This window comes from Bacillus sp. NP247 (genome assembly GCF_018966865.1).
In the GTDB taxonomy this organism is placed as follows: domain Bacteria; phylum Bacillota; class Bacilli; order Bacillales; family Bacillaceae_G; genus Bacillus_A.
On the sequence record NZ_CP076653.1, the window covers coordinates 3059722 to 3085638 of the forward strand.

23 protein-coding genes and 1 riboswitch are annotated in these 25917 nt (G+C 34.4%); of the genes, 14 read left to right on the plus strand and 9 right to left on the minus strand.

Going from position 1 to position 25917, the window contains the following annotated elements:
• Nucleotides 1-21: 21 nt before the first annotated feature.
• A complete protein-coding gene (locus tag KPL75_RS16110) occupies nt 22-939 on the minus strand; it encodes an iron-hydroxamate ABC transporter substrate-binding protein (protein WP_002091285.1) in 918 nt (305 codons plus the stop codon).
• Between the two features lie 331 nt (nt 940-1270).
• Here KPL75_RS16110 and KPL75_RS16115 point away from each other — a divergent pair, with 331 nt between their 5' ends.
• Entirely contained in the window at nt 1271-2320 is a 1050-nt protein-coding gene (locus KPL75_RS16115) for an NAD(P)/FAD-dependent oxidoreductase (RefSeq protein ID WP_219916962.1), read from the plus strand.
• A gap of 176 nt (nt 2321-2496) precedes the next feature.
• Here the strand turns inward: KPL75_RS16115 and KPL75_RS16120 are convergent, their stop codons facing one another.
• A complete protein-coding gene (locus KPL75_RS16120) occupies nt 2497-2865 on the minus strand; it encodes a hypothetical protein (protein ID WP_219916964.1) in 369 nt (122 codons plus the stop codon).
• 185 nt (nt 2866-3050) lie between these two features.
• Between KPL75_RS16120 and KPL75_RS16125 the strand changes: the two genes are divergently transcribed.
• The 7 genes from KPL75_RS16125 (at nt 3051) to KPL75_RS16155 (ending at nt 8846) form a co-directional block, all read left to right on the plus strand.
• Nucleotides 3051-3290, plus strand: coding sequence for a helix-turn-helix domain-containing protein (locus tag KPL75_RS16125; protein WP_219916965.1), 240 nt, complete (start codon nt 3051-3053; stop codon nt 3288-3290).
• Between the two features lie 236 nt (nt 3291-3526).
• Nucleotides 3527-4030: a spore coat protein gene (locus KPL75_RS16130; protein ID WP_219916967.1), complete on the plus strand. Its 504-nt coding sequence runs from the start codon at nt 3527-3529 to the stop codon at nt 4028-4030.
• Between the two features lie 26 nt (nt 4031-4056).
• On the plus strand, nt 4057-4506 hold the full coding sequence (locus KPL75_RS16135) for a hypothetical protein (RefSeq protein ID WP_016096994.1): 450 nt from the start codon (nt 4057-4059) through the stop codon (nt 4504-4506).
• 180 nt (nt 4507-4686) lie between these two features.
• Nucleotides 4687-5355, plus strand: a complete 669-nt coding sequence (locus KPL75_RS16140) for an LSm family protein (protein ID WP_219916968.1) — start codon at nt 4687-4689, stop codon at nt 5353-5355.
• A 243-nt stretch (nt 5356-5598) separates the two neighbouring features.
• Nucleotides 5599-6864: an S-adenosylmethionine decarboxylase related protein gene (locus KPL75_RS16145; RefSeq protein ID WP_219916970.1), complete on the plus strand. Its 1266-nt coding sequence runs from the start codon at nt 5599-5601 to the stop codon at nt 6862-6864.
• 142 nt (nt 6865-7006) lie between these two features.
• Entirely contained in the window at nt 7007-8233 is a 1227-nt protein-coding gene (locus KPL75_RS16150; RefSeq protein ID WP_219916972.1) for an ATP-binding protein, read from the plus strand.
• 229 nt (nt 8234-8462) lie between these two features.
• Entirely contained in the window at nt 8463-8846 is a 384-nt protein-coding gene (locus KPL75_RS16155; protein ID WP_219916973.1) for a hypothetical protein, read from the plus strand.
• Nucleotides 8847-8882: 36 nt separating this feature from the next.
• Here the strand turns inward: KPL75_RS16155 and KPL75_RS16160 are convergent, their stop codons facing one another.
• A complete protein-coding gene (locus tag KPL75_RS16160; RefSeq protein WP_219916975.1) occupies nt 8883-9515 on the minus strand; it encodes a cyclase family protein in 633 nt (210 codons plus the stop codon).
• A gap of 86 nt (nt 9516-9601) precedes the next feature.
• A riboswitch (SAM riboswitch) is annotated at nt 9602-9714 on the minus strand.
• 148 nt (nt 9715-9862) lie between these two features.
• Here KPL75_RS16160 and KPL75_RS16165 point away from each other — a divergent pair.
• Together KPL75_RS16165 and KPL75_RS16170 are read left to right on the plus strand one after the other, a co-directional pair.
• On the plus strand, nt 9863-10972 hold the full coding sequence (locus KPL75_RS16165; RefSeq protein ID WP_219916976.1) for a PRK06851 family protein: 1110 nt from the start codon (nt 9863-9865) through the stop codon (nt 10970-10972).
• A 121-nt stretch (nt 10973-11093) separates the two neighbouring features.
• Complete coding sequence (locus tag KPL75_RS16170; RefSeq protein ID WP_219916977.1) at nt 11094-11876, plus strand: nucleotidyltransferase domain-containing protein; 783 nt, start codon at nt 11094-11096, stop codon at nt 11874-11876.
• 167 nt (nt 11877-12043) lie between these two features.
• On the opposite strand, the gene KPL75_RS16175 is transcribed toward KPL75_RS16170, so the two are convergent.
• Both KPL75_RS16175 and KPL75_RS16180 read right to left on the minus strand, forming a co-directional pair.
• The gene (locus KPL75_RS16175; RefSeq protein ID WP_219916978.1) at nt 12044-13345 is read right to left on the minus strand and encodes an MFS transporter; all 1302 of its coding nucleotides are present in this window, start codon (nt 13343-13345) and stop codon (nt 12044-12046) included.
• A gap of 142 nt (nt 13346-13487) precedes the next feature.
• A complete protein-coding gene (locus tag KPL75_RS16180; protein ID WP_219916979.1) occupies nt 13488-15014 on the minus strand; it encodes an FAD-dependent oxidoreductase in 1527 nt (508 codons plus the stop codon).
• Between the two features lie 581 nt (nt 15015-15595).
• On the opposite strand from KPL75_RS16180, the gene KPL75_RS16185 reads away from it, so the two are divergent.
• Nucleotides 15596-16681: a Delta(10) desaturase DesB gene (locus KPL75_RS16185; protein ID WP_219916980.1), complete on the plus strand. Its 1086-nt coding sequence runs from the start codon at nt 15596-15598 to the stop codon at nt 16679-16681.
• A gap of 50 nt (nt 16682-16731) precedes the next feature.
• On the opposite strand, the gene KPL75_RS16190 is transcribed toward KPL75_RS16185, so the two are convergent.
• From KPL75_RS16190 to KPL75_RS16200, 3 genes are all read right to left on the minus strand, one after another.
• The gene (locus KPL75_RS16190; protein WP_002113621.1) at nt 16732-17424 is read right to left on the minus strand and encodes an amino acid ABC transporter permease; all 693 of its coding nucleotides are present in this window, start codon (nt 17422-17424) and stop codon (nt 16732-16734) included.
• 93 nt (nt 17425-17517) lie between these two features.
• Nucleotides 17518-18309: an ABC transporter substrate-binding protein gene (locus KPL75_RS16195; RefSeq protein ID WP_219916981.1), complete on the minus strand. Its 792-nt coding sequence runs from the start codon at nt 18307-18309 to the stop codon at nt 17518-17520.
• A 119-nt stretch (nt 18310-18428) separates the two neighbouring features.
• Nucleotides 18429-19151 (minus strand): amino acid ABC transporter ATP-binding protein, encoded by a 723-nt coding sequence (locus tag KPL75_RS16200; protein ID WP_002124956.1) that lies wholly within the window; start codon nt 19149-19151, stop codon nt 18429-18431.
• Between the two features lie 210 nt (nt 19152-19361).
• Between KPL75_RS16200 and KPL75_RS16205 the strand changes: the two genes are divergently transcribed.
• Nucleotides 19362-20654, plus strand: coding sequence for a methyl-accepting chemotaxis protein (locus KPL75_RS16205; RefSeq protein WP_219916982.1), 1293 nt, complete (start codon nt 19362-19364; stop codon nt 20652-20654).
• A 30-nt stretch (nt 20655-20684) separates the two neighbouring features.
• On the opposite strand, the gene KPL75_RS16210 is transcribed toward KPL75_RS16205, so the two are convergent.
• Complete coding sequence (locus KPL75_RS16210; protein ID WP_219916983.1) at nt 20685-22019, minus strand: FAD-binding oxidoreductase; 1335 nt, start codon at nt 22017-22019, stop codon at nt 20685-20687.
• Nucleotides 22020-22411: 392 nt separating this feature from the next.
• Here KPL75_RS16210 and KPL75_RS16215 point away from each other — a divergent pair, with 392 nt between their 5' ends.
• On the plus strand, nt 22412-24076 hold the full coding sequence (locus KPL75_RS16215; RefSeq protein WP_002151609.1) for a glycoside hydrolase family 13 protein: 1665 nt from the start codon (nt 22412-22414) through the stop codon (nt 24074-24076).
• A gap of 202 nt (nt 24077-24278) precedes the next feature.
• Nucleotides 24279-25916 (plus strand): PTS transporter subunit IIBC, encoded by a 1638-nt coding sequence (locus tag KPL75_RS16220; protein WP_016103422.1) that lies wholly within the window; start codon nt 24279-24281, stop codon nt 25914-25916.
• Nucleotide 25917: the final 1 nt, after the last annotated feature.

Genomic DNA, 25917 nt, shown 5'->3' on the forward strand with positions numbered 1-25917 from the left:
TAAGAATTCCTCATGTTTGTATTATTGACCAAGAAAGCTCTTCTTGAAGAAGTCTAGTTGGAAATCTAATGTAAGTGGATCATTGAAATAGAATTCCATCATGTTTGCTTCATATACACGATTATTTTTTACTGCTGGAATGTTTTTATATGATTCTGTCTCTTGGAATGAGTTATCAGTATCTTTGTTTTTACTTACGATTAAGTAATCACCAGCAAACTCAGGTAATACCTCAGTAGATAATGCGTAGTATCCTTCTTTTAAAGCTTTTTCTTTTACTTTTTCAGGCATTTTTAATTTCATTTCTTGGTAAAGAATTTCTGTTCCACGGCCCCAGTTTTCGCCGTATACGTAAAGCTGTTTGTTGAAGTTTTCAACAACAGAAACTGTTGCATCTTCACCGATCTTCGCTTTAATGTCTTTTCCAGCTGTTTGTGCGCGTTTCTTGAAATCATCAACCCAAGTTTTTGCTTCTTTTTCTTTATTTAATAATTTACCGATCTCTAAGTGTTGTGTTAAGTAATCAACTTTTCCGTAAGTGTATGTTACAGTAGGAGCGATTTTCTTTAACTTATCAACATTTTTAATATTTGATAACCCAATGATTAAATCTGGATTTAATTCAGCAATTTTTTCAACATTCTCATCTGATACTTCAGCGACATTCTTCAGTTTGCTATCGAAACGTGGGTTTTGTTTAGACCATGAATCTACCCCAACAAGATTTACTCCTAATGACATTACGTTACCAGCGAATGATGATAGGACAACAACACGTTGTGGATTTGCTGGAACTTCAACTTTACCATTTTCAGATTGGTATGTAATTGTTTCTGACTTCTTACCTTTTGTGTCGTTCTTCTTGTCTGTTGAACCATTGCTACAAGCACTCATAACAAGGACGAACAGAACTGTTAGTGAAATAAATAACTTTTTCATCGTCTTTCTCCTTTTGATAGATGATATGTGATATACAATAAATTGTTTAGCTTTAATCTTTTGAAAAGTTAGTGGTAATACAAAAGTCTTATTAACAATCTTGAATATGAGATTTTACCATATAGTATTCACCATAGTAATAGAAGAAGATGTAATCTCACAGTTGCTAATAATTAATAAATTGATAATGATTATCACTATTGATTCTTTAAATACTATAATTTTATATAGGTGTATTGTCAATAGTGATTTTGATTGTAAAATTTATAAAAACAAGTTATATTTTATTGAGAATGATAATCAATGATTAATAGCTGAGGAGTGAGCACGAATGAATCAAGAAGAATTGTTTGATGTAACCGTGATAGGCGGAGGGCCTGCGGGGCTTTATTCAGCTTTTTATAGTGGACTAAGAGAAATGAAAACGAAAATAATAGAATTTCAACCACAGTTAGGTGGAAAAATACATGTTTATCCGGAGAAAATGATTTGGGATATTGGCGGATTATTACCGGTTACTGGTGAGAAATTAATTGAGCAACTTGTACAACAAGGATTAACATTTCAGCCTGAAGTTGTATTGAATACAAAAATAGAATCAATTATTCGTAATCAGGATGGCATTTTTACGTTGAAAACAAGCTCTGGGGAAGAACATTTTTCAAAAACAGTGATCATCGCAACTGGTAGTGGTATATTGAATCCACAAAAGTTATCAATTGAGGGTGCGGAGAGATTCGAAGTCTCAAATTTAAATTATACAGTTAAATCGTTAAAACGTTTCAAAGATAAAACGGTAATTATTTCAGGCGGAGGGAATTCTGCAATTGATTGGGCGAATGAATTAGAACCAATCGCGAAAAAAGTTTATTTAACATATAGAAAAGAAGAATTATCTGGTCATGAAGCACAAGTAAAACAACTTATGAACAGTTCGGCAGAATGTTTCTTTAATACATCGATTACAAAATTAATTGCCGGTGATAACCATGAAGCGATTGAACATGTAGAATTAACAAATCATGAAACTGGAGAGGTTTCTTATTTACCTGTTGAAGAAGTTATTATTAATCATGGATATGAACGTGACATTACATTATTGGAAAATAGTGAGCTAGATGTCGCAATTGTGGATAATTACTTTATCGCAGGGAATGCAAATAGTGAGTCCTCGGTAGATGGATTATATGCCGCTGGAGATATTTTAAAGCATGAAGGGAAATTACATTTAATTGCAGGGGCGTTCCAAGATGCTGGAAATGCTGTGAATAAAGCGAAACAATTTATTCAACCAGATGCAAGTGAGTACGGAATGGTTTCTTCGCATAATGAAGTATTTAAGAAGAGAAATCGAGAGTTAATTAAGCAGATGATGAAATAATAAAGGAACAAGTATACCCCCATTCACTTCTCTATTCGTATGGACGAGAGAGGTAAATGGGGGTTTTCCTGTTTACTATATTTTCAATCATTATTATGACACCGGTTTCATCAGTTCATATGACATGAACATTTTATTTATAAATCAGTCCAGAAAACAATGAATCTATGTTTTGTTTACGCTGTTCCTTTTGCTCGTTCGTTAGGAAATGGCATATTTAGTATAGAAGCAATGTATTGTTTTCCATGTTTTCGAGCCAATGATTCTAATATTTGACGAATGCGTTTTGTAAGATGTCCCTGTTTTTTTATAGCTTCACAATATGCGTCGTAGAAAGCATATTTAGCCCATAGAAAATCATCTTGTTGGAATAAAAAATGATTTTTGTACCATTCACCAATTGTATGATAACAATTGGTTTCGTGTATTGCTACGCTTTGAGAAAGAATACGATCAGATAAAGATGTAGTTAAATGAGAAGTTGTGTTTTCTGTTTCAACTTGTAATGTTTTTTCTAACATTGTAATGATGTGACGAGTAGCCATATGTTAACTCTCCTTTGTGTAAATGGGTGATACCATTCTATATTTAAAAAAATACTTACTATATTATTATACAATATATGGAATGGTTCTACCTGCTTTTTAAACTGCATTTACAAAATCTTTTTTATTTGTTTACAAAAATAAAGTAAAGTAAGATACAGTATATATGAAAAAATAATAAGGGAATGAACACATTGTATATAACAGTAGAAGAGGCTGCGGAGTATTTGAATTTACCAAAATCGTATATTGAAGAGTTAATTCAGCAAAAGAAAGTTCGTGCGTTATTCGATGGAGAACAATATTTATTAAATAAAGAACAATTCAACACGCATTTAGAACAAATGGAAAAATATAAACTATTAGTGGAAGAAATATTAAACGAACCAATTCCAGAAGATATGGATGTTAAAGACGAAGACTAAATTTTGGGAAATCCCGTATGAAGATATACAGAAATGTACCTTCATACGGGATTTTTTTGTCTCAAGCTATTAAAAACCTAAAGGGCCTTCAGCATTCCATGAAATTTTGATAGGTAGTAGTCTACCATGTTAAAAGCATATTTTTTTCTAGCTAGGACAAACATAGAGAACGTAACCTGTACAGATACATATACTATCAGTGCAAAAGCTTATAAATTAATGGAAGGGGTTTTCTCGTGAGTTTACTTCATTGTGATTTTTTGAAAGATTTAATTGGATCTTATGTAAGAGTAAACAGAGGTGGACCAGAATCTCAAAAAGGGACAATAGTATCAGTATATACGGACTACTTCGTATTAAAGAATGAAAAAGGAGAGCACTATTACTATCAGCTTCGTCATCTGAAAAGTGTTACAAAAAATACGAAAGATTGTGTAGAAGATGATTGTGGATGGTTGGAATATGATTATGCAGAAGATTTCGAAAAAATGCTTCTAAGCTTCAAATACCGTTGGGTAAAAATTAATCGTGGTGGCCCAGAGAAAGTTGAAGGGATTTTACAAGACGTTTCTTGCGATTACGTAACGTTAATTATAAAAGAAGAAGTTGTATTAATAGCACTAGCTCATATTAAAAGTGTTAGTTATAACGAACCAGTATGCGAAGAGAGCGATGAGAAAAGTGATGAAAGTAGCAATAATTCAAGTCGAGCTCGTGCACAAAGACAATCAAGAAGATAATGATAATAAGAAAGGAGGAGACAAATTTGGAGAGTGTATTATACTGTGAGCAAATTAAAAGTTTAGTTGGTGAGAATGTAAAAGTAAATCTTCGCGGACCAGAAAGTCGAGTGGGAATACTTGTATCGTTAGGGGGAGATTACCTTACACTACAACTACCTCATGGAGAATTAGTATATTACCAATTGAAACATGTGAAGAGTCTAGTTAAGAAAGTGAAAGAAAGTAAATGTGGCGATTGCTATATCTCACGTTTCTACTCTGATGATGATAATTTTGTCGATGTATTACGTGACTTGAAGTATAAGTGGGTGAAAATTAACCGTGGTGGACCAGAGTGTGTGGAAGGCTTATTAAGTGAAGTACATGATGAATGTATAACACTAGTAAATGGTGATGAAGTTATTTACGTGATTATTTATCATATTAAGAGTGTGAGTCAAGTAGTTAAATGTAAAAAGAATGAAGAAGAATAATGTTTGATAAATAAGAGGGGCATTATGATTGGAAGTGAAGAACGATTTCTTATATCGATACAATTATGTTGCGATATTATGAAAAGGAATTCCTTACTATTAAAAGAAGAAACATTGCCCCTGATTATTTTTTAGAAATGGAAGACAGAAAAGTATAATTCCATAGAAAGGAGGATATAGATGAATGAGTTACACAAAAGTATTGGAGAAAATATATATGTTAAATTAATTGGTGAAAAAAGATTTAAAGGTGTATTAATCGATGTAGGAAATGATATTGTTGTTCTTTACAATGGACAAGACTACGTATATATATCTTTATACCATATCCAGTATTATAAATTTTTAAGAGAGCATGATGAAGAAATATTAAAGCCAGGTGTGGATTCTGTAATTAAGAGCGAATCCCCTTCAATTTCTTTGAGAAAAGTATTGAGCACCTCTAAAGGGATTTTTACAGAAATTTATGTGGCAGGAAATGCTCCAATACATGGTTATGTTACAAGTGTTATGAACGATTATATTGTTTTTTATAGCCCTGTTTACAAAACAGTATATATATCTTTAAAGCATTTGAAATGGTTAATTCCCTATAAAGAGAATCAAGTCCCTTATTCCCTCAATAAAAATGAACTCCCCGTAAATCCATTAAATATTACTTTAGCTAGAACGTTCGAAGAACAGCTTATTAAAATGTCTGGGAAAATTATGGTGTTTGATTTAGGTGAAGAATCTAACAAAATCGGAAAGATGGCGAAAATTGATGAAGGGCATATTGAAATATTAAAAGCCCGTGACGCAAAAATGTATGTGAATATTCAACATGTGAAATCGGTCCATTGTCCGTAGGTTAGTTAAAAGGGCTGGCTTTTTCTTTTATATATGCGGAAGAAAAGGTCGAGCCTATTTGTTTACCGTTATTTGGATATGAGGGGGAAAGTGAATTGAATATATAAGTATGTTACTGTTTTTACTTATAACGAGGTAAACTTGTACCAAATTATAAAAAAGATGTACGAGCTATTTTTTGGTGCATTCAATTCATTTTTTGAGGAAGTGCTGCTCAACTAATTTATTAAAGGGGTTTTATTTGTGGAGCAGTTTCCAAATTCGTTTTCGATTACGTTGCTTGGCAGTGCTGGTGGAGCAGCAAAAGCAGTGTTAGCAATTTTGAATCAAGCGATAGTAAATGAAAAAGATCCAATTTATGAAGTTATAAAGAATGTGGACTTCCATTTGGTGGATATAAAACAAAAAGATAAAAGTTATTATGATGAGTTGTTTCCAAATTTGAAAGAGCAATTTTTTTTATATGAAATAAACCTCCAAGATGTAGTCAAATTTAAACAACATTTAAAAGAAAAAAGAACGAAGGTTGTTATTGATGTTTCAGGTGCAGATACGATTAGGGGACTGAGTTGTTGTAATGACCTTGGTATTTGTTATATTAATTCGGCTTTGGAAAATGAGGCGGTAGATCAAGACGATAGTTTACTTGGTTTTCAGCTTACGGAAAGGTATACGAGGTTTGAGAAGGAGAAAGAAACATTTACAAATACAAGAGCAATCATAGGCTCAGGTATGAATCCAGGTGTTGTTCAATGGATGGTTGTTGAGCTTATGAAAGAACGTCCAAATGAAAAACCAAGAGCATGTTATATTGTAGAACATGATAATTCATTTTTGGGTGATAAAGGGCTAATAAAACCTCATACACTTTATGCATCATGGGCAGTAGAGCGTTTTCTTGATGAAGCGATATGGAGTTATCCTATGTATATGAGTCATCATCGTCCACTTTACTTTTATGAGGATGTATATGCTTCCGAGTATAAAGTAAAGTTAGGTAAAAAAGAATTTTATGGTTGCTTAATGCCGCATGAAGAAGTTTTAATTTTGGGAAAATCTTTTAATATGGAAGTGGGTTTTCTTTATCGGATCAATGAGTATACAACAAACTTAATTAGACAGAACTTAGATAAAGTAGAAGATTTATGGAATTGGAATCGTAAAGTATTTAATCCAGCAGAAGATGATATTGTAGGGGAAGATTTAGTCGGTGTGCTACTCGTTTATGAAAATAGCGAGACATATATGTATAACGTGATGAATAGTAGCCAAGTTTTTCATAAATATAAAACGAATGCAACTTACTTCCAAGTAGGGTGTGGAATTTATGCAGGTTTGTGCAGTTTACTTTTAGATCACCTTGGACAAGGTACTTATTATGTCGAGGAATTATTATTAAATACAGAAAGTAAGTACGGTGAATATTTAAATTTATATATGAAGGATTTTGTAATAGGGCATAATGATTTTACGGATGGACTGCTACATGATAGGGTAAGATGGATATAAGTTGTGACTAAAAAGGAAGGAGAAATCTCCTTCCTTTTTAGTATTATAAGGTTACATATTGCCCTGAAAGCAATTTCATATTTATAATTTAAGGAGATAACGGTGGAAATGTTTTTTCGTATCGATCAAGGGGAGTTTTTATATGAACAAATACAAGAGCTTGATTTATGAAGAAAGAAAAGCTTTAAAAGTATTTATATTATTATTCTATATTATATTCTTTTTATATGACGCTATATATTATTTTGCATATCCTGCTATGAACATTAATGGAACAGCGGTAGGTTGGCCAAAAGGCAGCCTTGGGATAGGTGTATATATATTTGTAATAGCATTATTTCCTATTTCAATATATCTTCAAAAAAGAGGCTATGTATATTCTATAAAATATTTATTTTTATTTGGGTACATGTTTATTAATCTTATTAATAATTTAATGATTTATTTGCGAACGGATAGAGCTTTTGAACATGGTAGTATGGTAGAAATGTTATTAATTTTATTTGCACCAGTTTTCGTGAACAGAAAATATTTTTATTTAGTTTCCTTTAGTGTAATTGGAAAGTATGTACTTTTTACATTGATATTACAAGATTTAAAAGTTGTGATTCCGCTTGTCTTATGTATATTCTATTTCATTATTTCACATTCTTTGTTAAAACGATTTCAATCTTATGTAAGAACAGTGTTTGAAATGATGAACAATATGAAAGAGACGGAAAATTTAGCTGTAATTGGCACAATGTCTACAACAATTGCGCATGAAATCCGAAATCCATTAACGGCTTTGAAGGGATTTACGCAAATGCAAAAAGAAAAAAACCCTGAAGATATGATGAGCTATGAAATAATGCTACAAGAAATTGAGAGAATTAACGGATTTGTTAGCGAATTGATGTTATTAGGAAAACCAAAATCAATAAATTATGAATGGTGTAATATAGGGGGAATCCTTTTATATGTTGTGCAGTTAATGGAAAGTTATGCGAGTCAATATAAAGTGAAAGTCTATTTGCAAGTAGATGGAAATTTACCTGTTATAAACGGCGATGATAAAGAGTTAAAACAGGTGTTGTTAAATATTATAAAAAACGGAATAGAATCAATGCCAGAAGGTGGAGACATTCATATCCGTGCATACCAAAAAACGGAAGGACATTTGTGTATTTCTGTCGAAGATCAAGGATTTGGTATAGAGAATGAGAAATTAGAGAAGATTGGAAAGGCTTTTTATACAACAAAGGAGAATGGTACAGGACTTGGTTTAATGATTACATATAAAATTATTAAAGAACATCAAGGGAGTATCACAATTCAAAGTAGTATGGGTGTAGGAACGGAGGTGGAGATTTATTTACCGACAGTGTAGTGAAGTAGAAGAAATTATTTTTCAGAAAAGTGTTCTTCTTGTGTAAATATAAACATTTTATAAAATGTTTCAAGAAGGGTTTTTTTTATAAAATACTTCGTTTATAATGGAGGAAAATATCGACATGAGATTGGTTACTCATGTAACGGTTCGGTAGTGTTATGAAAAGAAAAGAAGGGGTGCACGCGCATCCTTTTTTCTATGCAGATATGATGAAAGGGGTGGTATGATGGAATTAACATTAAATTCGACTGTATGTTTACACACGATTCAATTTCGAAAAGAGCAAAAGAACTATATTGTCAAAGATACGATTACAGGAGAGACATATGAAATGCCGCCACTTTGGATTGATGCACTAGCAATGATGCGTGACGGTTTTTTATTGGGAGAAATTGAGGATAAATTAAAAGAAGAATATCCAGCAGAAGAAGTAAATATGGTAGCATTTACGAGGCAACTGTTAGAGCTGGAACTTGTCGAGATGGTAGATGGAGAAGAAATAGCTTGTACAAAGAAGAAAGATAAAGATTATTTAGCTTGGGTACGCCCAAGGGTGGAACAATTCTTTTTTAACTTAAATAAAAAATATAAAAGCAAAGGTCAGAAGTGATCTTTGCTTTTTTGTTGTCCTCAAGTAGTTCTTATTTTAAAAAATAACGGCAAATGCTCTTGCGAAAGCACCATCACTATTTTTAATTTTTAAAGGTGCTGCTGAGAAAAAGAAACGCTTCGTTTTAATGGCATCTAGATTTGTTAAGTTTTCAATTAAATAAATGTTATTCCCTAGCAATATGTGATGGATAGGTGATGTTTCTGTCGTTACCTCATCAGGAGAAATGAAATCTAAACCGATAGATTTTATTTTTAAATTAACTAGTTCTTCAGCTAATTCTTCAGAAAGATAAAATGCTTCTTTCGCATAAGCTTCTGTGTTCCATTTATTAGATAAATTGGAATGGAAAATAACAATATCTCCTTCCTTTATGTCGGTATTATTTAATACTTCCTTAGGTAATTTTCGTCCTTGAACATGTGTTACATCGATTAGAACTGCTTCGCCTACAAATTGGTCGAGAGGTAATTTATCAATTGTTGTTGCACCAGAGATGAAATGTGCAGGGGCATCGCAATGAGTGCCAACATGAACGACAGAATGAAAATCTGTAACTTGATATCCTGTTTCTTCAACACTTGTAATTGCTTCTAGTTGGATTTTAGGTGTTCCAGGAAATTGAGACATATTGTTTTCAAACGTTTGTGATAGGTCAATTACTTTCATTCTAAATACCTCCAATATATGTTTTAAAATAATAAAAAGCTCATCTTCCATAATCAAGAAAGGTGAGCTTTACATACAGTAGCTAAGCTTTATCTTCCAAAATGCAAAGCATTTTGCAGGAATTAGCACCTATTCAGTTTTTATAAACTGAGGTTGCTGGGCTTCAAAGGGTCGGTCCCTCTGCCTCTCTTGATAAAGGTATATTCAGTTTAAAATTTGTAATTTTTTGATATTTAAATTGTAATTCATTTCCTTTTCCGGTGCAATACAAAATAGGTATTCACCCAAACAAAGTTGCTCGCATATTGTAGCTTATGTAAGTAGACTGCTGCGAAGGGGTGGGTGCAGTGACAGGGAATGTATTGAACTATTTTGCTGGTGGAAATACAGCTAGAGGATTTTATAGCTTGTATGAAGAGAGTTTAAAGGGGCTAGATAGGTTGTTTATTTTAAAAGGCGGTCCAGGAACAGGGAAGTCCTCTTTAATAAAAGCCATTGGGCGTGAATGGGCTGGAAAAGGATATAATATTGAATTTTTACATTGTTCTTCTGACAATAAGTCGGTTGACGGTGTAATTATTCCGAAGTTAAATGTAGGAATTGTCGATGGGACATCGCCACACGTTATTGAGCCGAAAATGCCAGGAGTTGTCGAAGAGTATATAAATTTAGGGGTTGCCTGGGACTCGAATAAATTAAGAAAGCAGAAGTTAGAAATTGAACGATTTGTATCAGAAGCGAGTAAGGCTTTTCAATCTGCTTACGCATGTTTTAAAGAGGCGTTAGCTATACATGATGAGTGGGAGAAAATATATATTAATAATATCGATTTTAATAAAGCAAATGAACTAACAGATGAGCTGATTCAGAAGTTATTTGTAGATAAAAAGGGGAAACAATCGCTTGTGAAACATCGTTTCTTAGGAGCAGCTACACCGAAAGGAGCAGTTGATTTTGTTCCTAATTTAACAGAGGATCTACCACATCGCTATTTTATTAAGGGACGCCCAGGTTCTGGGAAATCAACAATGCTCAAAAAATTAGCTAAGGTAGCAGAAGAAAAAGGGTTTGAAGTGGAAGTATACCATTGTGGATTTGACCCGAATAGTCTTGATATGGTTATCGTAAGAGAATTAGGATTTGCAATTTTTGATAGTACTGCGCCACATGAATATTTTCCAAGTCGCGTGGGTGATGAAATTATAGATATGTATGCCCTTATTGTGACACCGGGGACGGATGAGAAGTATGCTACAGAAATCCGTGACGTCTCCATTCAATATAAAACAAAAATGAATGAGGCAATGTCTTTCTTAGCGAAAGCAAAATCAGTTCGTGATAAATTAGAACGAATTTATATTGCTGCTATGGATTTTTCAAAAGTTGATGCATATAAAGAGGGAATTCAAAAAGAGTTTGAACGAATTGCGGTCGGTGTAACAGAAAAGAACAAGTAAAAAATGGGGTATTTTATTAAGCTGTTGGAAATTTTCTGACAGCTATTTTAGTATGTAGTAAAATTAAGAGTATATTTGTCGAATTTCCAAGGAAATAATCAAAAAATGGGGAGGATATGAAATGAGAGAAAAAATAGAATTGGAGTTAGAACGAATTGAAAAAGAGAATGATGTGAAAATCTTATTTGCTGTGGAATCAGGGAGTCGTGCTTGGGGATTTCCATCGAAAGATAGCGATTATGATGTTAGGTTTGTTTATATACATCCAGTAGAATGGTATTTATCAATTCATGATAAACGTGATGTAATTGAATATCCAATTAGTGATGATTTAGATATAAGCGGCTGGGATATTAAAAAGGCATTGCAACTATTTGCAAAGTCAAATCCGGCGTTACTTGAGTGGATTCGATCACCAATTCTTTATTCGAAAAACTCCAATTTTCCAGAACAGCTTCAGCAAATGAGCGAAAAGAATTTTGATCCAAAAGCAACGATATACCATTACTTACATATGGCTTCAAAAAATTATCGTGAATTTTTGCAAGGTGAGAATGTAAAGTTGAAAAAGTACTTTTACGTATTACGCCCTATTTTAGCTTGTAAATGGTTAGAAGAGAAAGGGACTTTGCCTCCTGTAGAATTTGATCGATTGATTACAGAATTAATATTAGAGCGTAGCGTATTAGATGAAATTGAAAAGTTATTAATAAAGAAAAAAGCAGGTACTGAATTAGATGTTGGATTGAAAATTAAGGTGCTAAATCAATTTTTAGAAGAACAAATTATTTACTATCAGCAATACGTGAAAGGCATTGAAAAGAGATTAGGGATTGATATTGAGAGTTTGAATACATTATTTCGAAATATGCTGTTTGAAGTATATGAAAAAGAGCACAAATAAATTTGTGCTCTTTTTTATCCCGCATTAACGGGCGGTAAGAATCCCACCTCAAGATTCGGCTGGAGCGAAGAAGTTAGGTGGAAGGTCAACTGTCCGTAAACGCCCGATTGGTGATGGCTAATAATCAGTGGGGGATGAACAAAACCTCCACTGATTAAAGTTTCACTTTATTTTGTAGGAATAAAGAAAACAGATATAGCTGCGATAAGACCTGCAGAAGAGAATAAGTAAAAATTCCATACTAAGTCATATTGCATTGTCATAATAATACCGACAAGAATAGGACCAGCAATCGCCCCAACTCGGCCAAGTCCAAGTCCCCATCCTAAGGAGGTAGCTCGTATATGTGATGGGAAGTATTGTGTTACATAAGCATTTAATATTTGAGTAATACCGACTGATCCAATTCCAGCAAGACCAATTAAAAGATAAATGATTGTAACAGATGGTTGAATTGTTAACAGTCCAATACATATGGCTGCCATAAGATAGGAGATGCTAATAACAATTTTTGCTCCTATACGGTCGGCAATCGCCCCAGCAAATAATGCGCCGATAGCTGCAGTAATATTTAGCATAAGTAGAAATGATAAACTAGATCCAAGAGGATATCCTGCTTGGCGCATCATCTGTGGTAACCAAGTATTTAAACCGTATATTAAAAACATTCCCATTATATAAGTGATCCAAAAAAGTAGCGTTGCTTTTATGTATTCTTTTGAGAATAACGTAAGAAATCCATTTTTCTTTTGTATATTAGATGGTGTTCCAGGAATTTCATCGTTTACATGGAATTCAATTTGAAAGCGATCAAGAATTTTGTTCACTTCTTCTTGTCGATTCCGCGATAATAAAAATTGAATGGACTCAGGTAAATAACGAATAATGAAAGGAATGAGGAGTAGCGGAATCATTCCGATGCCAAACATAATTCTCCATCCGAAATCTTCTAACATAAACATGGATAAAATAGCACCTAACACGATACCTAAAGGATAGCCGGTAAACATAAGAGCATAAATAAAAGATTGCCGTTTTTTTTGTGAATATTCAACAGTAAGTGCTGAAGCCGTTGGGATAACACCGCCTAATCCGATTCCTCCGATAAATCGAGATAGTCCAAATAATTCAGGAGAAGGAGCAATTGCAGCTAAGCCCATTGTGATAGAAAAAAGAGCTAAACAGCATATAAGTGTCCACTTTCGTCCAATTAAATCTGTAATGGTTCCGACTAGAATAGCGCCAATAAACATCCCAAATAGAGCATAGCTAGCAATTGTTCCAGCTTGAGCTGGTGATAGTGCCCAGCTGTTGTCTTCTAAAAGCTTTGGCAGAACGGCGCCGTAAATACCTAAATCATATCCGTCAGCTAGAATGGCTAGCCAACAAATAAAAACAACAAGTTTTGTAATAGCGCTTGAAAAGATAGTTTCTGTAGATTCTAGATGAGGTGGAGCAGAAGGTTGCATAGTATTCACCCCTTTTATTTGTAGATGAATATATTATTTTATTTAATGTTAATATTTCCCTTCTTATATCGAAATTTATATGAAAAGGTGTCATGAAAAACAAAGAAGTTCAACAGGTTTCTTATTGAACTTCTTTGTTTTTTTACTCGTTATTAACTCGTTTTAATGGTTGATCTGCTGGACCTTCCATAACATCCCCATCAATTGAAAAACGGGAACCGTGGCAAGGGCAATCCCAAGTACAATCACCGTTGTTCCATTCAACTTCACAGCCAAGGTGTGTGCAAGTTGTATCGACGATATGTAATTTGCCTTCTTTGTCTTTATAAGCACCTGCTCGTTTACCGTTGACATGTACAACAGATCCTTCACCAACTGCAAGGTCTTCTGGTTTACGTAATGCGGTTTCAATTTTTCCTTCAATTAAATGTTTAGCAACATCAATGTTCTGCGAGAGGAATGTTTTTATATCTGGATTTGCATGAAAGCGTGATGGTGCAAACAATTCTTTATATGGACTGTGGACTTTTAGAATGGAATCCTTTAGTAAATGAGCTGCAGCAGTTCCGGTTGTCATTCCCCATTTACGATATCCAGTTGAGACAAATATATTTGGATTCCTTTCATTAATATGTCCGATATAAGGGAGTTTATCTAGCGTAATTAAGTCTTGTGCTGACCATCTATAGGGAACTTCATCTACTCCAAAAGTTGCTTCAGCAAAAGAATAGAGTGCTTCGTAATGAAGCATCGTATTTATTCCTTGTCCTGTTTTATGACTCTCTCCGCCGATTAATATTAGCTTTTCTCCATTTGTTGTTGTATAGCGTAAGGAGCGTTTTGGATCATCGATACTTAAATACATGCCACCTGGATAATCCGTTTTTGTTTTTATTGCGAGAGCATAGGAGCGTTCTGCATACATTCGCGCAAAGAAAAAGCTGTTGGCATCATAAAAAGGAAAATGTGAACAAGAGACAATATATTTACAAGTGATGCGATGGTCACCCTTTGTAATTACTTGTGGATAATCTCCTTTTTCCACATCAATAGCTGTTGTTTGCTCATAAACCTTTCCGCCCATTTCCACAAACTTTTCTAAAAGTGTTTTTAAATAAAGGAGGGGATGGAATTGCGCTTGATTTTTCATCACAAGTGCAGATTGTACTGGAATAGGTAGGGGCAGAGATTGAACATAGTCACAAGGTATATTTAATTTTTGATAGGCTTCATATTCTTTCGATAAATTTCTTAATCCGTTATCGGTAGTTGTATATAAATATGAATCTTCATTTGAGAAATTACAGTCGATTTTATATGTTTGTACAGTCTCGTTTATGAATTGTAGAGCTTTACTATTTGATTCGTAGTAAAGTTGAGCTTTTTCAACACCAAAATTGTTTATTAATTCATCATAAATAAGATCATGTTGAGCTGTTACTTTTGCGGTTGTATGTCCAGTTGTTCCATTTAAAACAGAACCAGAATCAATTAAAACGACTTTCACTCCTTCTTTAGCGAGTAAATAGGCGGTAGTAATGCCTGTAATACCAGCTCCGATAACAGCAACTTCTGTTTTTATATTTTCGGATAAATGAGGAAAAGTAGGGAAATGAGTAGATTCAATCCAATAGGATGATGGTAACTGCGGAAATGTGTCATCTGTCATTTTGGAAACCTCCTGAATTTAGAACAATTTTCCTTTTAATATTTCCATATTATATGGAATTCATGTATGTTGTTTTAGTAGCATCCTATTTTTATTAAAAGAAATATAAAATTATATTAATATAATTATTTTATTAGGGCAGTATGAGGAAGTAGGATTTATATAAAGCTAAATTTAAGTGATTCCATTTGTGGATTACATAGGGAGTTCTTGAATAAGGTAGAGTATATGGAATTTAAGTGGATGTGTATGTATAGCGATAAAACCTTGTGGAATCTGTACTCTTTCTTTAGTGAAATAAAGTATAATTATAAAAGTATAACCAACTTTTATTACTAGGTCATAAAAGTTGTTGACAATGTAGAAAGTCTATTGTTATGATTCATCATGTGGAAAGGTTGATAGAGAGTAAAAAGAGAAATGTTTTTCATTGATAATAAAAGCGAGAAATAAGTGACGATAGAGTGAGTATATTTTCCTTATGATAAATGCTTTTTTGAATCACCTAGTAAAATCAATCTGGAAGCAAGAATTGATATATGCAAGTCGCGTAGGGCGCGGCATAAGAAAGGGGCAAAAGGATGAAGGAGCTTCATACGTTTGGGTGGTATGCAGCACGCGTATCACCACATTTGCCAAAAAAAGCATTTAAACCAGTTCCTACTCGTTTATTTGGTGGACTGGCTTATTTACTTGTGGCATTAGCGGGGTTAATAGCGATTGGTGTATTTGAATTGAATGTGTGGGCAAATTTAGGAATTGCGATTGTTCTCGGACTATGTTTTGCTTCACTTGGGTTTTTAGGTCATGAAATTTTACATGGAACAGTTGTAAGAAAGGCATGGCTTCGTGATTTTTTAGGTGCGATAGCATTTATGCCATTATCAACTGGCCCAAAACTTTGGAGAAAGTGGCATAATGCAACGCATCATGTTCATACACAGCATGAAGAGAATGATCCAGATGCATGGCCGACATTTGAGAAACTTAAAAAGAGTAAGTTTTTGAGTTGGGTATATCGCATGCCTCTTCATGTACGTTCATTCTTTAGTTTTCTTTCACTAACAATTCAATTTACGTTACATTCGACTCGAATGTTCTTTCATTTTATTAAAGAATTTAAGTCGTCCAATCAAAAATCTGTATGGCTGCAACTTCTTTTGCCCTGGACAGTTTGGATTAGTTTATTGTTTATTATGGGACCTGCAAAGTGGGTCTTTGCATATGTGATTCCGTTGTTAATTGCTAACTTTATTGTAATGGCGTATATCGCAACAAATCATCGCTTAAATCCAATTGTTCCAGTAAATGATCCGTTAGCAAACTGTTTATCAGTAACAGTGCCGCGCTGGGTAGACGTTTTACATTTCAATTTCTCATACCATACAGAACATCATCTGTTTCCTGCTATGAGTTCTAAATACTATCCATTAGTAAAAGATAAAATTAAAGAAATGTGGCCGGAACGCTATCACGAAATGCCGATGACAAAAGCATTGGCAGCACTTTGGAATACACCACGTGTGTATTATCACGGAAGTGAATTAGTTGATCCGCATAGGGAGCATTTTTATGGTTCTTTAGGAAATGGATTGGATCCTCATAATATTTCATATCGTGAGGATCATATAGAGGAAAAAGAGACTATAAAAAAAGTAAATCAATAATAAATATATTTTACGATGAAAAAGCAAGCTCTCTTAGAGCTTGCTTTTTGTTATAAAGAAACTTCTTTCTTGTTCTTTGTCTTGACTTGGACAGAGTTATTTTCTTTCCGTTGTAGTCGTTTTTCTAGAAGGCTAACAAGATAAGTGAATAGGAGAACAAGTGCGAGATAGTATACACCAACAATTATATATGTATCTAATTGTTGAAAGTTCCCTGCGGCAATTGATAAACCAGATCCCCATAATTCGGACATTCCTACATAAGCAACAAGAGAAGAATCTTTTAATCCAATAATAAATTGATTCCCTAGGGGAGGAAGAGACAGACGGAATGCTTGTGGTAATATAATCCGGCGCATCGCTAAAGGGTAAGGCATACCTAAAGAGCGAGCAGCTTCCAATTGTCCCCGGTCAACGGACTGAATGGATCCGCGGAAAATTTCAGTAATATATGCACCGTTATGAATTGCTAAAGCAATTGCTCCTGCCCAAAAAGGGGTAAAAACAACAACGGATGTAATCCCAAAATAGAGAATCGCGATTTGAACAATTAAAGGTGTACCACGAATAATGGCGATGTATACATGAGCAATACTATTTAAAACCTTATTGTTAGAGATTCGAAAGAAAGCGACTAGTAATCCAATTAGTGAACCGAGTAATAGGGATGTTAATGTTAATTGTAATGTGACAATAGTAGCCTTTAAGAGTGTGGGATAGGTAGAGATAAAAATTTCAAACATATGTGTCACCTCATATTGTATGGATTTTAGTAGGGAATGAAATACCCCACATACAAAGTGGGGCATGATTTATGAAATCTCTAAATGGCTAACTTACTTTGTTTTTACCTCGTCTCCAAGAATATTACGCCCAAACCATTTCTTACTAATCTTTTCATACGTGCCGTCTTTAATGATTCCATCCAGCGCTTTATTTACCTTTTCGACCATGTCTTTATTGTCTTTATGAATAGCAATTCCCATTTCATCAAGGTTTAACGGTTTTCCAGCTTCTTTTATATTTGATTTACCTTCTTTAATCATACGAAGACCAACCATTTGATCAGTAATAACTGCGTCTATACGTCCTGGTTCTAAGTCCATAAGTGCAGTAATATCACTATCATATTCTGTAATTTGATCTGTATATTTTGCAACAAGGTTTTTGAAAGTACTTGCTTTTACAACACCTATTTTTTTACCTTTCAAGTCCTCTGGAGAAGAGATAGATGTATTCTTTTTAGCTACAAAAATTTGTGCGCCAGAGCGATAATATGGATTTGAGAAATTCACGGCTTTTAATCGTTCTTCTGTAATTGCCATACTTCCTAATATCACGTCATATTTTTTTGATTGTAGACCTTGAATCAATGTTTCCCAAGGATTTGTAACAGGAACAGGTTTCATTCCCATCTTTTTCGCGAGAGCTTCACCTATTTCTACATCAAAACCGACAAGTTTTCCGTCATTTTCTTTATAGTTAAAAGGTTTGTATAAACCACTCATCGCATAACGAAATTCTTTTTCACCATTAGATGTGGTAGAGCTTTCCTTACTACATGCTCCTAGTATGAAGGATGTACATAATGTAATACTCGCAACAATGGTTAATAGTTTTCTTTTCATAAAACCCCTCCTATATTGATCATACGGATTGTTTTCAATGTGTTATGGAGATATTTTATTTGGACAATTAGTTGTGCCCCGTATGAATGAATTTTTTTATGTTTGAAACAGAAGCTACATTATAAAACGTTGCGTAAAAATTGCTTTGCCCGTTCATGCGATGGAGCGGAAAAAAATTGCGCTGGCGAAGCATCCTCTACAATTTTCCCGTCATCCATAAAGATGACGCGGTCAGCTACATCTCTTGCGAAATTCATTTCATGAGTAACAATAACCATTGTCATTCCTTCTTCAGCAAGTTCTTTCATAACTTGCAATACTTCCCCAACGAGTTCAGGGTCTAAGGCTGAGGTAGGTTCATCAAATAGCATAATTTTAGGGTTCATAGCAAGAGCTCGTGCAATCGCAACGCGTTGTTTTTGACCACCTGAAAGTAGGTGAGGAGTTACATCGGCCTTATCTTGTAGGCCGACTTTTTGTAGGAGTTGATTCCCAACATCCTTCGCGTCTGCTGTCTCCAATTTTTTCACGTGAATAGGTGCTTCTATGATGTTTTCTAGTGAGGTCATATGAGGAAAGAGGTTAAAGTGTTGAAAAACCATACCGACATTTTCACGGACTTTGTTTAAATTTGAATGCTTTGGATCAATTCGTTCACCTTGTAAGTGAATTTCACCTTCATCGTACATTTCTAAAAAATTAAGACAGCGAAGTAATGTACTTTTGCCGGAACCACTGGCACCGATTAAAACAACAACTTCTTTTTCTTTTACTTCTAAATCAATTCCTTTTAAAACATCAAGTGAGCCAAATGATTTTACTAGATTTCGAACTTGAATCATACAAAACCCCCAGTCAAAAATATATTTTACAAATGTTGCCCCTTATTTCTGTTATTAGTCATAAATTGTCAGAATCCTTTATTTTTTTCAGGGGATTTAATATTCAAAGAAATAATGATTTTTAAAATCCCTATATCTTTCTATAACGAAAATATGGATAATAATATATAGGTAGTACTTATATTGCTTATAAGAAGGGGGAAAGAAGAGATGGGAAAAGAAAGAAAAACATTTTCCTTTGGCTTGCGTATACAGCTTATGTTATTTACTACAGTTTTAGCTTTCATTACATATTCAACAAGTTTAATTTTCATTTACGTTATATATGATTACTTTCAAAGTTATGTAAGTCAAACTGTTTATAATATTATCGTTATGTTATTAGGTGTAGTATGGTCTGGAATTTTAGCGTATGGGGCAGCAATATTTTTAATTAAACCACTTCGAAAGTTGGAAGAAGCAGCAAGGAAAGCGGCTGAAGGTGATATTCGTGAAGATGTCCCGTTGCCAAAGACCGATGATGAGATTAATTCTTTAAGTGTTGCATTTAATATGATGCTAGGGAACTTAAGGGGCATGGTAAAAAATATCGATACTACATTTTCGTATACAAATAATCAAGTTCAGCAAATTAGAAAACAAACAGGTGAAGCGACAAAGCAAGCACAAGGTGTGTCTGAAACTCTTGCGGAGATTTCTTCCGGTGCCGAGCAATCAGCAGCATCGATTCAAGCGATCGTTTCTACTGTTGATACAACGACTTCTATTGCAAATGAAGTAGAAGGAAAAGCAAAACAGTCTGACGAGTTGTCTTCAGAAATGGTTCAAGCTTTAGGACAAAGTACACGTGTCTTTACGTCTTTAATTCAAGGTATTCAAACATTGGCGAGAGAAAATGAAGATTCGATGGAAAATGTACAGAAATTAGAAGAGCGAATGAAACAAGTTGAACATATTGTTTCTGTTGTGAGTGAGATTGCTAGCCAAACGAATTTATTAGCACTCAATGCTTCTATTGAGGCAGCTCGTGCAGGAGAGCATGGAAGGGGCTTTGCGGTTGTAGCAGAAGAAGTACGTAAACTTGCTGATGAAAGTGATCATTCCGCAAGAAACATATCGCAGTTATTACGGAATATGCAAGATGAAGTACAGCAAGTCGCATTGAAAATGACAGAGCAGGTGAAGACAGCTAAAGAAGAGGCGAAACGCGGGGGAGCTACAGAATTAATTTTAAAAGAAATGTCATCAAGTATTATGGAAGTAGCCGATGCAACTAAGAAAATTAGTAGTTATATGAATGAACAAGTGAGTCACATTCATCAAACAGGAGCACAAACAAAGGCTGTAGCAGCCATCGCTGAGGAAACGTCAGCTGGTTCACAAGAAGTGGCGCGTGTGACATTGCAACAGTCTAAAAATATGATAGCAATCGATCAATTATTAAAAGACTTAGAGAAGCGATCAGCTGAATTGAAACAAACGATTGAACGATTTTCAATGTAAAAAGGAAGAACAGAATTCTGTTCTTCCTTTTTACGTATGGAAAGGAGGAATGCTTTGTTGAAAACGAAAAACATTACAAGGGTCATATGCTGTCTTCACTTTACGCAACCTTTGAAAATTAGAGCCATAATAACTAGTTTGCCAATTTTTTATGTCGATATCGGGCCAATTGACATAGTCTCCTAGTGTGTAAGGATCTAAGCTCTCCCGTAAATCTTTAACCCAGCGTATATTTCGATTTTCTTCATCGTCGCATTTCCAAGAGGTAATATATTCTTGAACAATAATTGCTTTGCGATGGAAATAAGCGGTTTCATTAGGAGAAATATTTTCTACAGCACCTACGAGTGATTGGTGCCAAATGCTTGCCTCTTTATTTGGTGCATGAGAAAGAAAATATTGCATGATTTGAATGCCTTTAAGGGGAATAGGTTTATATACATAGGAACCAGAACGCTTGAATTTTTCAGGAATATTACCGCTATTAAAGAATTGAACAGCCTTTATATAAGGAACTTCATCTATAAAGAGAGAGGGGTTACCAGTTTCAAGAAGAGGAGATAATAGAGGATAGAGTTCAGAGGGAGAGCCAACAAATTCACCCTTCACCTCGATTTTATTTCGTTGTTTGGAGAATAATTCAATTGATGAAGTGAGACGTTCATCTATATAAGGTGCCCAGTTTTGCCAAGCTTGAAATGCAGCAATAAAGTCTTCCCATTCCCATGTAATCGAGAAAATTGAGACGTTTTTTATAGGATGGACCCGAAAAGTTAAGGAAGTAACAATCCCGAAATTCCCACCTCCACCGCCGCGGCATGCCCAAAAAAGGTTAGGGTTTTCTTGTTCATTTGCACGAATGAGTTTTGCACCAAATTTTCCGCACGCTTGTACCATTTCGACTTCTAATAATTGATCACATGTTAGTCCAAATAAGCGTGAAAGCATGCCGATGCCACCGCCAAGTGTTAATCCAACGATACCAACACTTGCACTTGTGCCAGCTGGTATTGTAACACCGTATTTCCAAAGTTCTTTATAAACAGTGCCAAGATTTGCACCCGCTTCAATTGTTGCTGTTAATTTCCCTGTATTAACCGTAATTTGCTTCATTTCACTCACATCAATAATAAGTCCTCGATTTAAAAGAGAGAAATTTTCATAGCTATGACGCCCGCTTCTTAAGCGAAATGGTACATGATGCTCACGTGCCCACTTTAAGGCGTTACACACATCATTTTTATTTTGACAAAAAACAATAATACAAGGGAGTTTTGGAATACTTAAATTCAAATTCATTCGGGCTATGTCATACCCGGGATCCGAAGGAACGACGATACGACCAGTTAATTTTGTTTGTTTCAATTTGTTTCTCCTTTCTGAAATAATATGAGTTTGTATTAGTATATGAAGAGTGTGTTTAACGCGTATGGACAAGAAGAAGAGAAGTGTTAGATTTATCCTGCTAGTTGTGAGCAGTAAGACCCCTACCTCAAAATCTGGCTGAAGCAAAGAAGTTAGATGAAAATCAGGATGCTCGTAAAAGTACGATTGGTGTGGGCTAATAATCAGTGGGGAATGGACACCCCCCACTGATTAAAGTTTCATTTTATCTTTGCGAGAAATAAATAAAGCATAAGAATAAGGAATATACATGGAGTTCAATGAAAACAGTTGCAAACTCTCCATATTTTGTTATGATAGTGTTACGAAAACGTTTGCATAAAAAAATAGAGATGCAAAAGGAGAGAGTTATTATGAAGAAAACATGGTGGAAAGAAGCAGTTGCTTATCAAATTTATCCACGTAGCTTTATGGATTCAAATGGTGATGGTATTGGAGATTTACAAGGTATTATTGCAAAACTGGATTATTTAAAAGATTTAGGTATAGATGTAATTTGGATTTGTCCAATGTATAAGTCACCTAATGATGATAATGGTTATGATATTAGTGATTATCAAGACATTATGGATGAGTTTGGTACAATGGCAGATTTTGATGCTTTACTAGATGAAGTTCATAAGCGTGATATGAAGCTTATTATTGATTTAGTTATTAATCATACGAGTGATGAACATCCATGGTTTATTGAATCGCGTTCATCTAAAGACAATCCGAAGCGTGATTGGTATATTTGGCATGACGGTAAAGATGGTGCGGAACCAAACAACTGGGAAAGTATTTTTAATGGTTCGGCATGGGAATACGATGAAGTAACAGGACAATATTATTTACATTTATTCTCACGTAAACAACCAGATTTAAACTGGGAGAATAAAGAAGTTCGCGAAGTGCTATACGATACGGTTAATTGGTGGCTTGATAAAGGAATTGATGGTTTCCGTGTGGATGCGATTAGTCATATTAAGAAAGAAGATGGCCTCAAGGATATGCCAAATCCAAAAGAATTAAAATATGTGCCATCTTTTGATAAACATATGAATGTGGATGGTATTCAACCTTTATTAGAAGAGTTAAAAGAAAATACATTTTCTAAGTACGATATTATGACTGTTGGTGAAGCTAATGGCGTTAAAATTGAAGATGCTGAGCTTTGGGTTGGAGAAGAGCAAGGTAAATTCAATATGGTATTTCAGTTCGAGCATTTAAGCTTATGGGATGCAGAAAAGAAGAAAGATCTTGATGTTGTAGGGTTGAAAAAGGTATTAACGAAATGGCAAAAAGGATTAGAAAATAAAGGATGGAATGCTTTATACATTGAGAATCATGATAAACCACGTATCGTTTCAACGTGGGGAGATGATAAACAATATTGGCGTGAAAGTGCAACAGCTCTAGGAGCGATGTATTTCTTTATGCACGGTACACCATTTATTTATCAAGGACAAGAAATTGGTATGACAAATGTTCAGTTACCCAATATTGAAGATTACGATGATGTAGCAATTAAAAATTTATATCGCGAGAAAATTGCAGAGGGCGTATCACATCAAGATATGATGGAAATTATATGGGCTTCTTGCCGCGATAATTCACGTACACCTATGCAGTGGAACGATGAGATGAATGCTGGTTTCACAACAAGTACACCTTGGTTTGGCATGAATCCAAATTACAAAGAAATTAATGTTGAAAAGCAAAAAAATGAAGAAAAGTCTATTTTCAATTTCTATAAGAAAATGATTGCCTTGAAAAAAGAGCACGATGTGTTGAACTACGGTACGTACGATTTACTTTTAGAAGATGATCCACAAATTTATGCGTATACACGTACGTTACAGGATGAAAAAGTCATTGTAATTAGTAATATCTCAAAAGAGGAAGCTGTGTATAATGAGAGTTTATTCGCATTAGAACGCAAACGTTTGCTTTTAAATAACTATGAAGTTGCGGAACATGAACAAATAACTACAATCACGTTAAAACCTTATGAAACAAGGGTTTATCGCATTTTATAATGAAAAAGGATGCTCCTTGAGCATCTTTTTTTATGAAAAAAAATAAATTTCTATTGCAATGTGAAAACGCTTTTATTAAAATAGATTTATGAAAACGGTTGCGTAAAGAGAAAAAAGTAACATAAGGAATCGTTTTCATAAGAGAAACAGAAATTATAATTTAAATCATTATGTTGTTATAAATAAAGGGGAGGAAGAACAGATGAAAATTACGTCTTTTGATTTTTGGCAAAAGTTCGGGAAAGCATTGTTAGTTGTTGTAGCTGTAATGCCAGCAGCTGGTTTAATGATTTCTATCGGTAAGTTAATTGGGATGTCTGCTGGGGATATTAACGCAGTTCATACTATTGCTCGAGTAATGGAAGACATCGGTTGGGCAATTATTACAAATTTACACATTTTATTCGCAGTAGCAATTGGGGGATCTTGGGCGAAGGATCGAGCAGGTGGTGCATTTGCAGCACTGTTAGCATTCGTCTTAACAAACAGAATTACAGGAGCTATATTTGGCGTAAACGCTCAAATGTTAGCGGATTCAAAAGCGACAGTTTCTTCATCATTAGCAGGAGATTTACTTGTAAAAGATTACTTTACTTCTGTACTTGGTGCACCAGCATTAAACATGGGAGTTTTCGTAGGGATTATCACAGGTTTCCTAGGAGCTACTTTATATAACAAATACTATAACTATAATAAACTGCCACAGGCATTAGCATTCTTTAATGGAAAACGATTCGTACCATTCGTTGTAATTGTATGGTCTACAGTTACTGCGATTGTATTATCACTTGTATGGCCATTTATCCAAAGTGGATTAAATGAATTTGGTCGCTGGATTGCAGCATCTAAAGACAGTGCACCAATTGTTGCACCGTTTGTATACGGAACGTTAGAACGTTTATTATTACCGTTTGGATTACATCATATGTTAACGATTCCGATGAACTACACAGAGCTAGGCGGAACATATACGATGTTAACTGGTTCAAAAGTTGGACAAGTTGTAGCAGGACAAGATCCATTATGGCTTGCATGGATTACAGATTTAAATAACTTATTAGCAAATGGAGATACGAAAGCATATAACGATTTATTAAATAACGTTGTACCAGCTCGTTTCAAAGCTGGACAAGTTATCGGCTCAACAGCAGCGTTAATGGGGATTGCGTTTGCGATGTTCCGTAATGTTGATAAAGAAAAACGTGCAAAATATAAACCAATGTTCTTATCAGCTGCATTAGCAGTATTCTTAACAGGTGTAACAGAACCAATTGAATTCATGTTCATGTTTATTGCGCCAGTATTATATGTTGTGTATGCAATTACAACAGGACTTGCATTCGCATTAGTAGATTTAATTGATTTACGTGTTCATGCATTTGGATTTATTGAGTTAATTACACGTACACCAATGATGGTCAATGCAGGATTAACAAGAGATTTAATTAACTTTGTCATTGTTTCATTAGTGTTCTTCGGTCTTAACTTTACGTTATTCAATTTCTTAATTAAAAAATTCAATTTACCAACACCAGGACGTGCAGGTAACTATATTGATAATGAAGATGAGTCATCAGAAGGAACAGGAAATGTACAAGATGGTTCATTAGCAACAAAAGTTATTGATTTATTGGGCGGAAAAGATAATATTGCTGACGTAGATGCTTGTATGACACGTTTACGTATAACAGTAAAAGATTTAGATGTTGTTGCACCAGAAGCACAATGGAAACAAAATGGTGCTTTAGGACTTATTGTTAAAGATAAAGGTGTACAAGCCGTATATGGCCCGAAAGCTGACGTATTAAAGTCAGACATTCAAGATATGTTAGGTGCGTAAT

Bases quoted from the DNA above. Each gene is read 5' to 3' on its own strand.
- KPL75_RS16150 (WP_219916972.1), top strand. From the start codon at position 7,007: ATGAACAAATACAAGAGCTTGATTTATGAAGAAAGAAAAGCTTTAAAA.
- KPL75_RS16185 (WP_219916980.1), top strand. From the start codon at position 15,596: ATGAAGGAGCTTCATACGTTTGGGTGGTATGCAGCACGCGTATCACCA.
- KPL75_RS16170 (WP_219916977.1), top strand. From the start codon at position 11,094: ATGAGAGAAAAAATAGAATTGGAGTTAGAACGAATTGAAAAAGAGAAT.
- KPL75_RS16175 (WP_219916978.1), bottom strand. From the start codon at position 13,345: ATGCAACCTTCTGCTCCACCTCATCTAGAATCTACAGAAACTATCTTT.
- KPL75_RS16220 (WP_016103422.1), top strand. From the start codon at position 24,279: ATGAAAATTACGTCTTTTGATTTTTGGCAAAAGTTCGGGAAAGCATTG.
- KPL75_RS16160 (WP_219916975.1), bottom strand. From the start codon at position 9,515: ATGAAAGTAATTGACCTATCACAAACGTTTGAAAACAATATGTCTCAA.
- KPL75_RS16115 (WP_219916962.1), top strand. From the start codon at position 1,271: ATGAATCAAGAAGAATTGTTTGATGTAACCGTGATAGGCGGAGGGCCT.
- KPL75_RS16215 (WP_002151609.1), top strand. From the start codon at position 22,412: ATGAAGAAAACATGGTGGAAAGAAGCAGTTGCTTATCAAATTTATCCA.
- KPL75_RS16120 (WP_219916964.1), bottom strand. From the start codon at position 2,865: ATGGCTACTCGTCACATCATTACAATGTTAGAAAAAACATTACAAGTT.
- KPL75_RS16110 (WP_002091285.1), bottom strand. From the start codon at position 939: ATGAAAAAGTTATTTATTTCACTAACAGTTCTGTTCGTCCTTGTTATG.
- KPL75_RS16125 (WP_219916965.1), top strand. From the start codon at position 3,051: ATGAACACATTGTATATAACAGTAGAAGAGGCTGCGGAGTATTTGAAT.
- KPL75_RS16195 (WP_219916981.1), bottom strand. From the start codon at position 18,309: ATGAAAAGAAAACTATTAACCATTGTTGCGAGTATTACATTATGTACA.
- KPL75_RS16200 (WP_002124956.1), bottom strand. From the start codon at position 19,151: ATGATTCAAGTTCGAAATCTAGTAAAATCATTTGGCTCACTTGATGTT.
- KPL75_RS16190 (WP_002113621.1), bottom strand. From the start codon at position 17,424: ATGTTTGAAATTTTTATCTCTACCTATCCCACACTCTTAAAGGCTACT.
- KPL75_RS16140 (WP_219916968.1), top strand. From the start codon at position 4,687: ATGAATGAGTTACACAAAAGTATTGGAGAAAATATATATGTTAAATTA.
- KPL75_RS16155 (WP_219916973.1), top strand. From the start codon at position 8,463: ATGGAATTAACATTAAATTCGACTGTATGTTTACACACGATTCAATTT.
- KPL75_RS16205 (WP_219916982.1), top strand. From the start codon at position 19,362: ATGGGAAAAGAAAGAAAAACATTTTCCTTTGGCTTGCGTATACAGCTT.
- KPL75_RS16180 (WP_219916979.1), bottom strand. From the start codon at position 15,014: ATGACAGATGACACATTTCCGCAGTTACCATCATCCTATTGGATTGAA.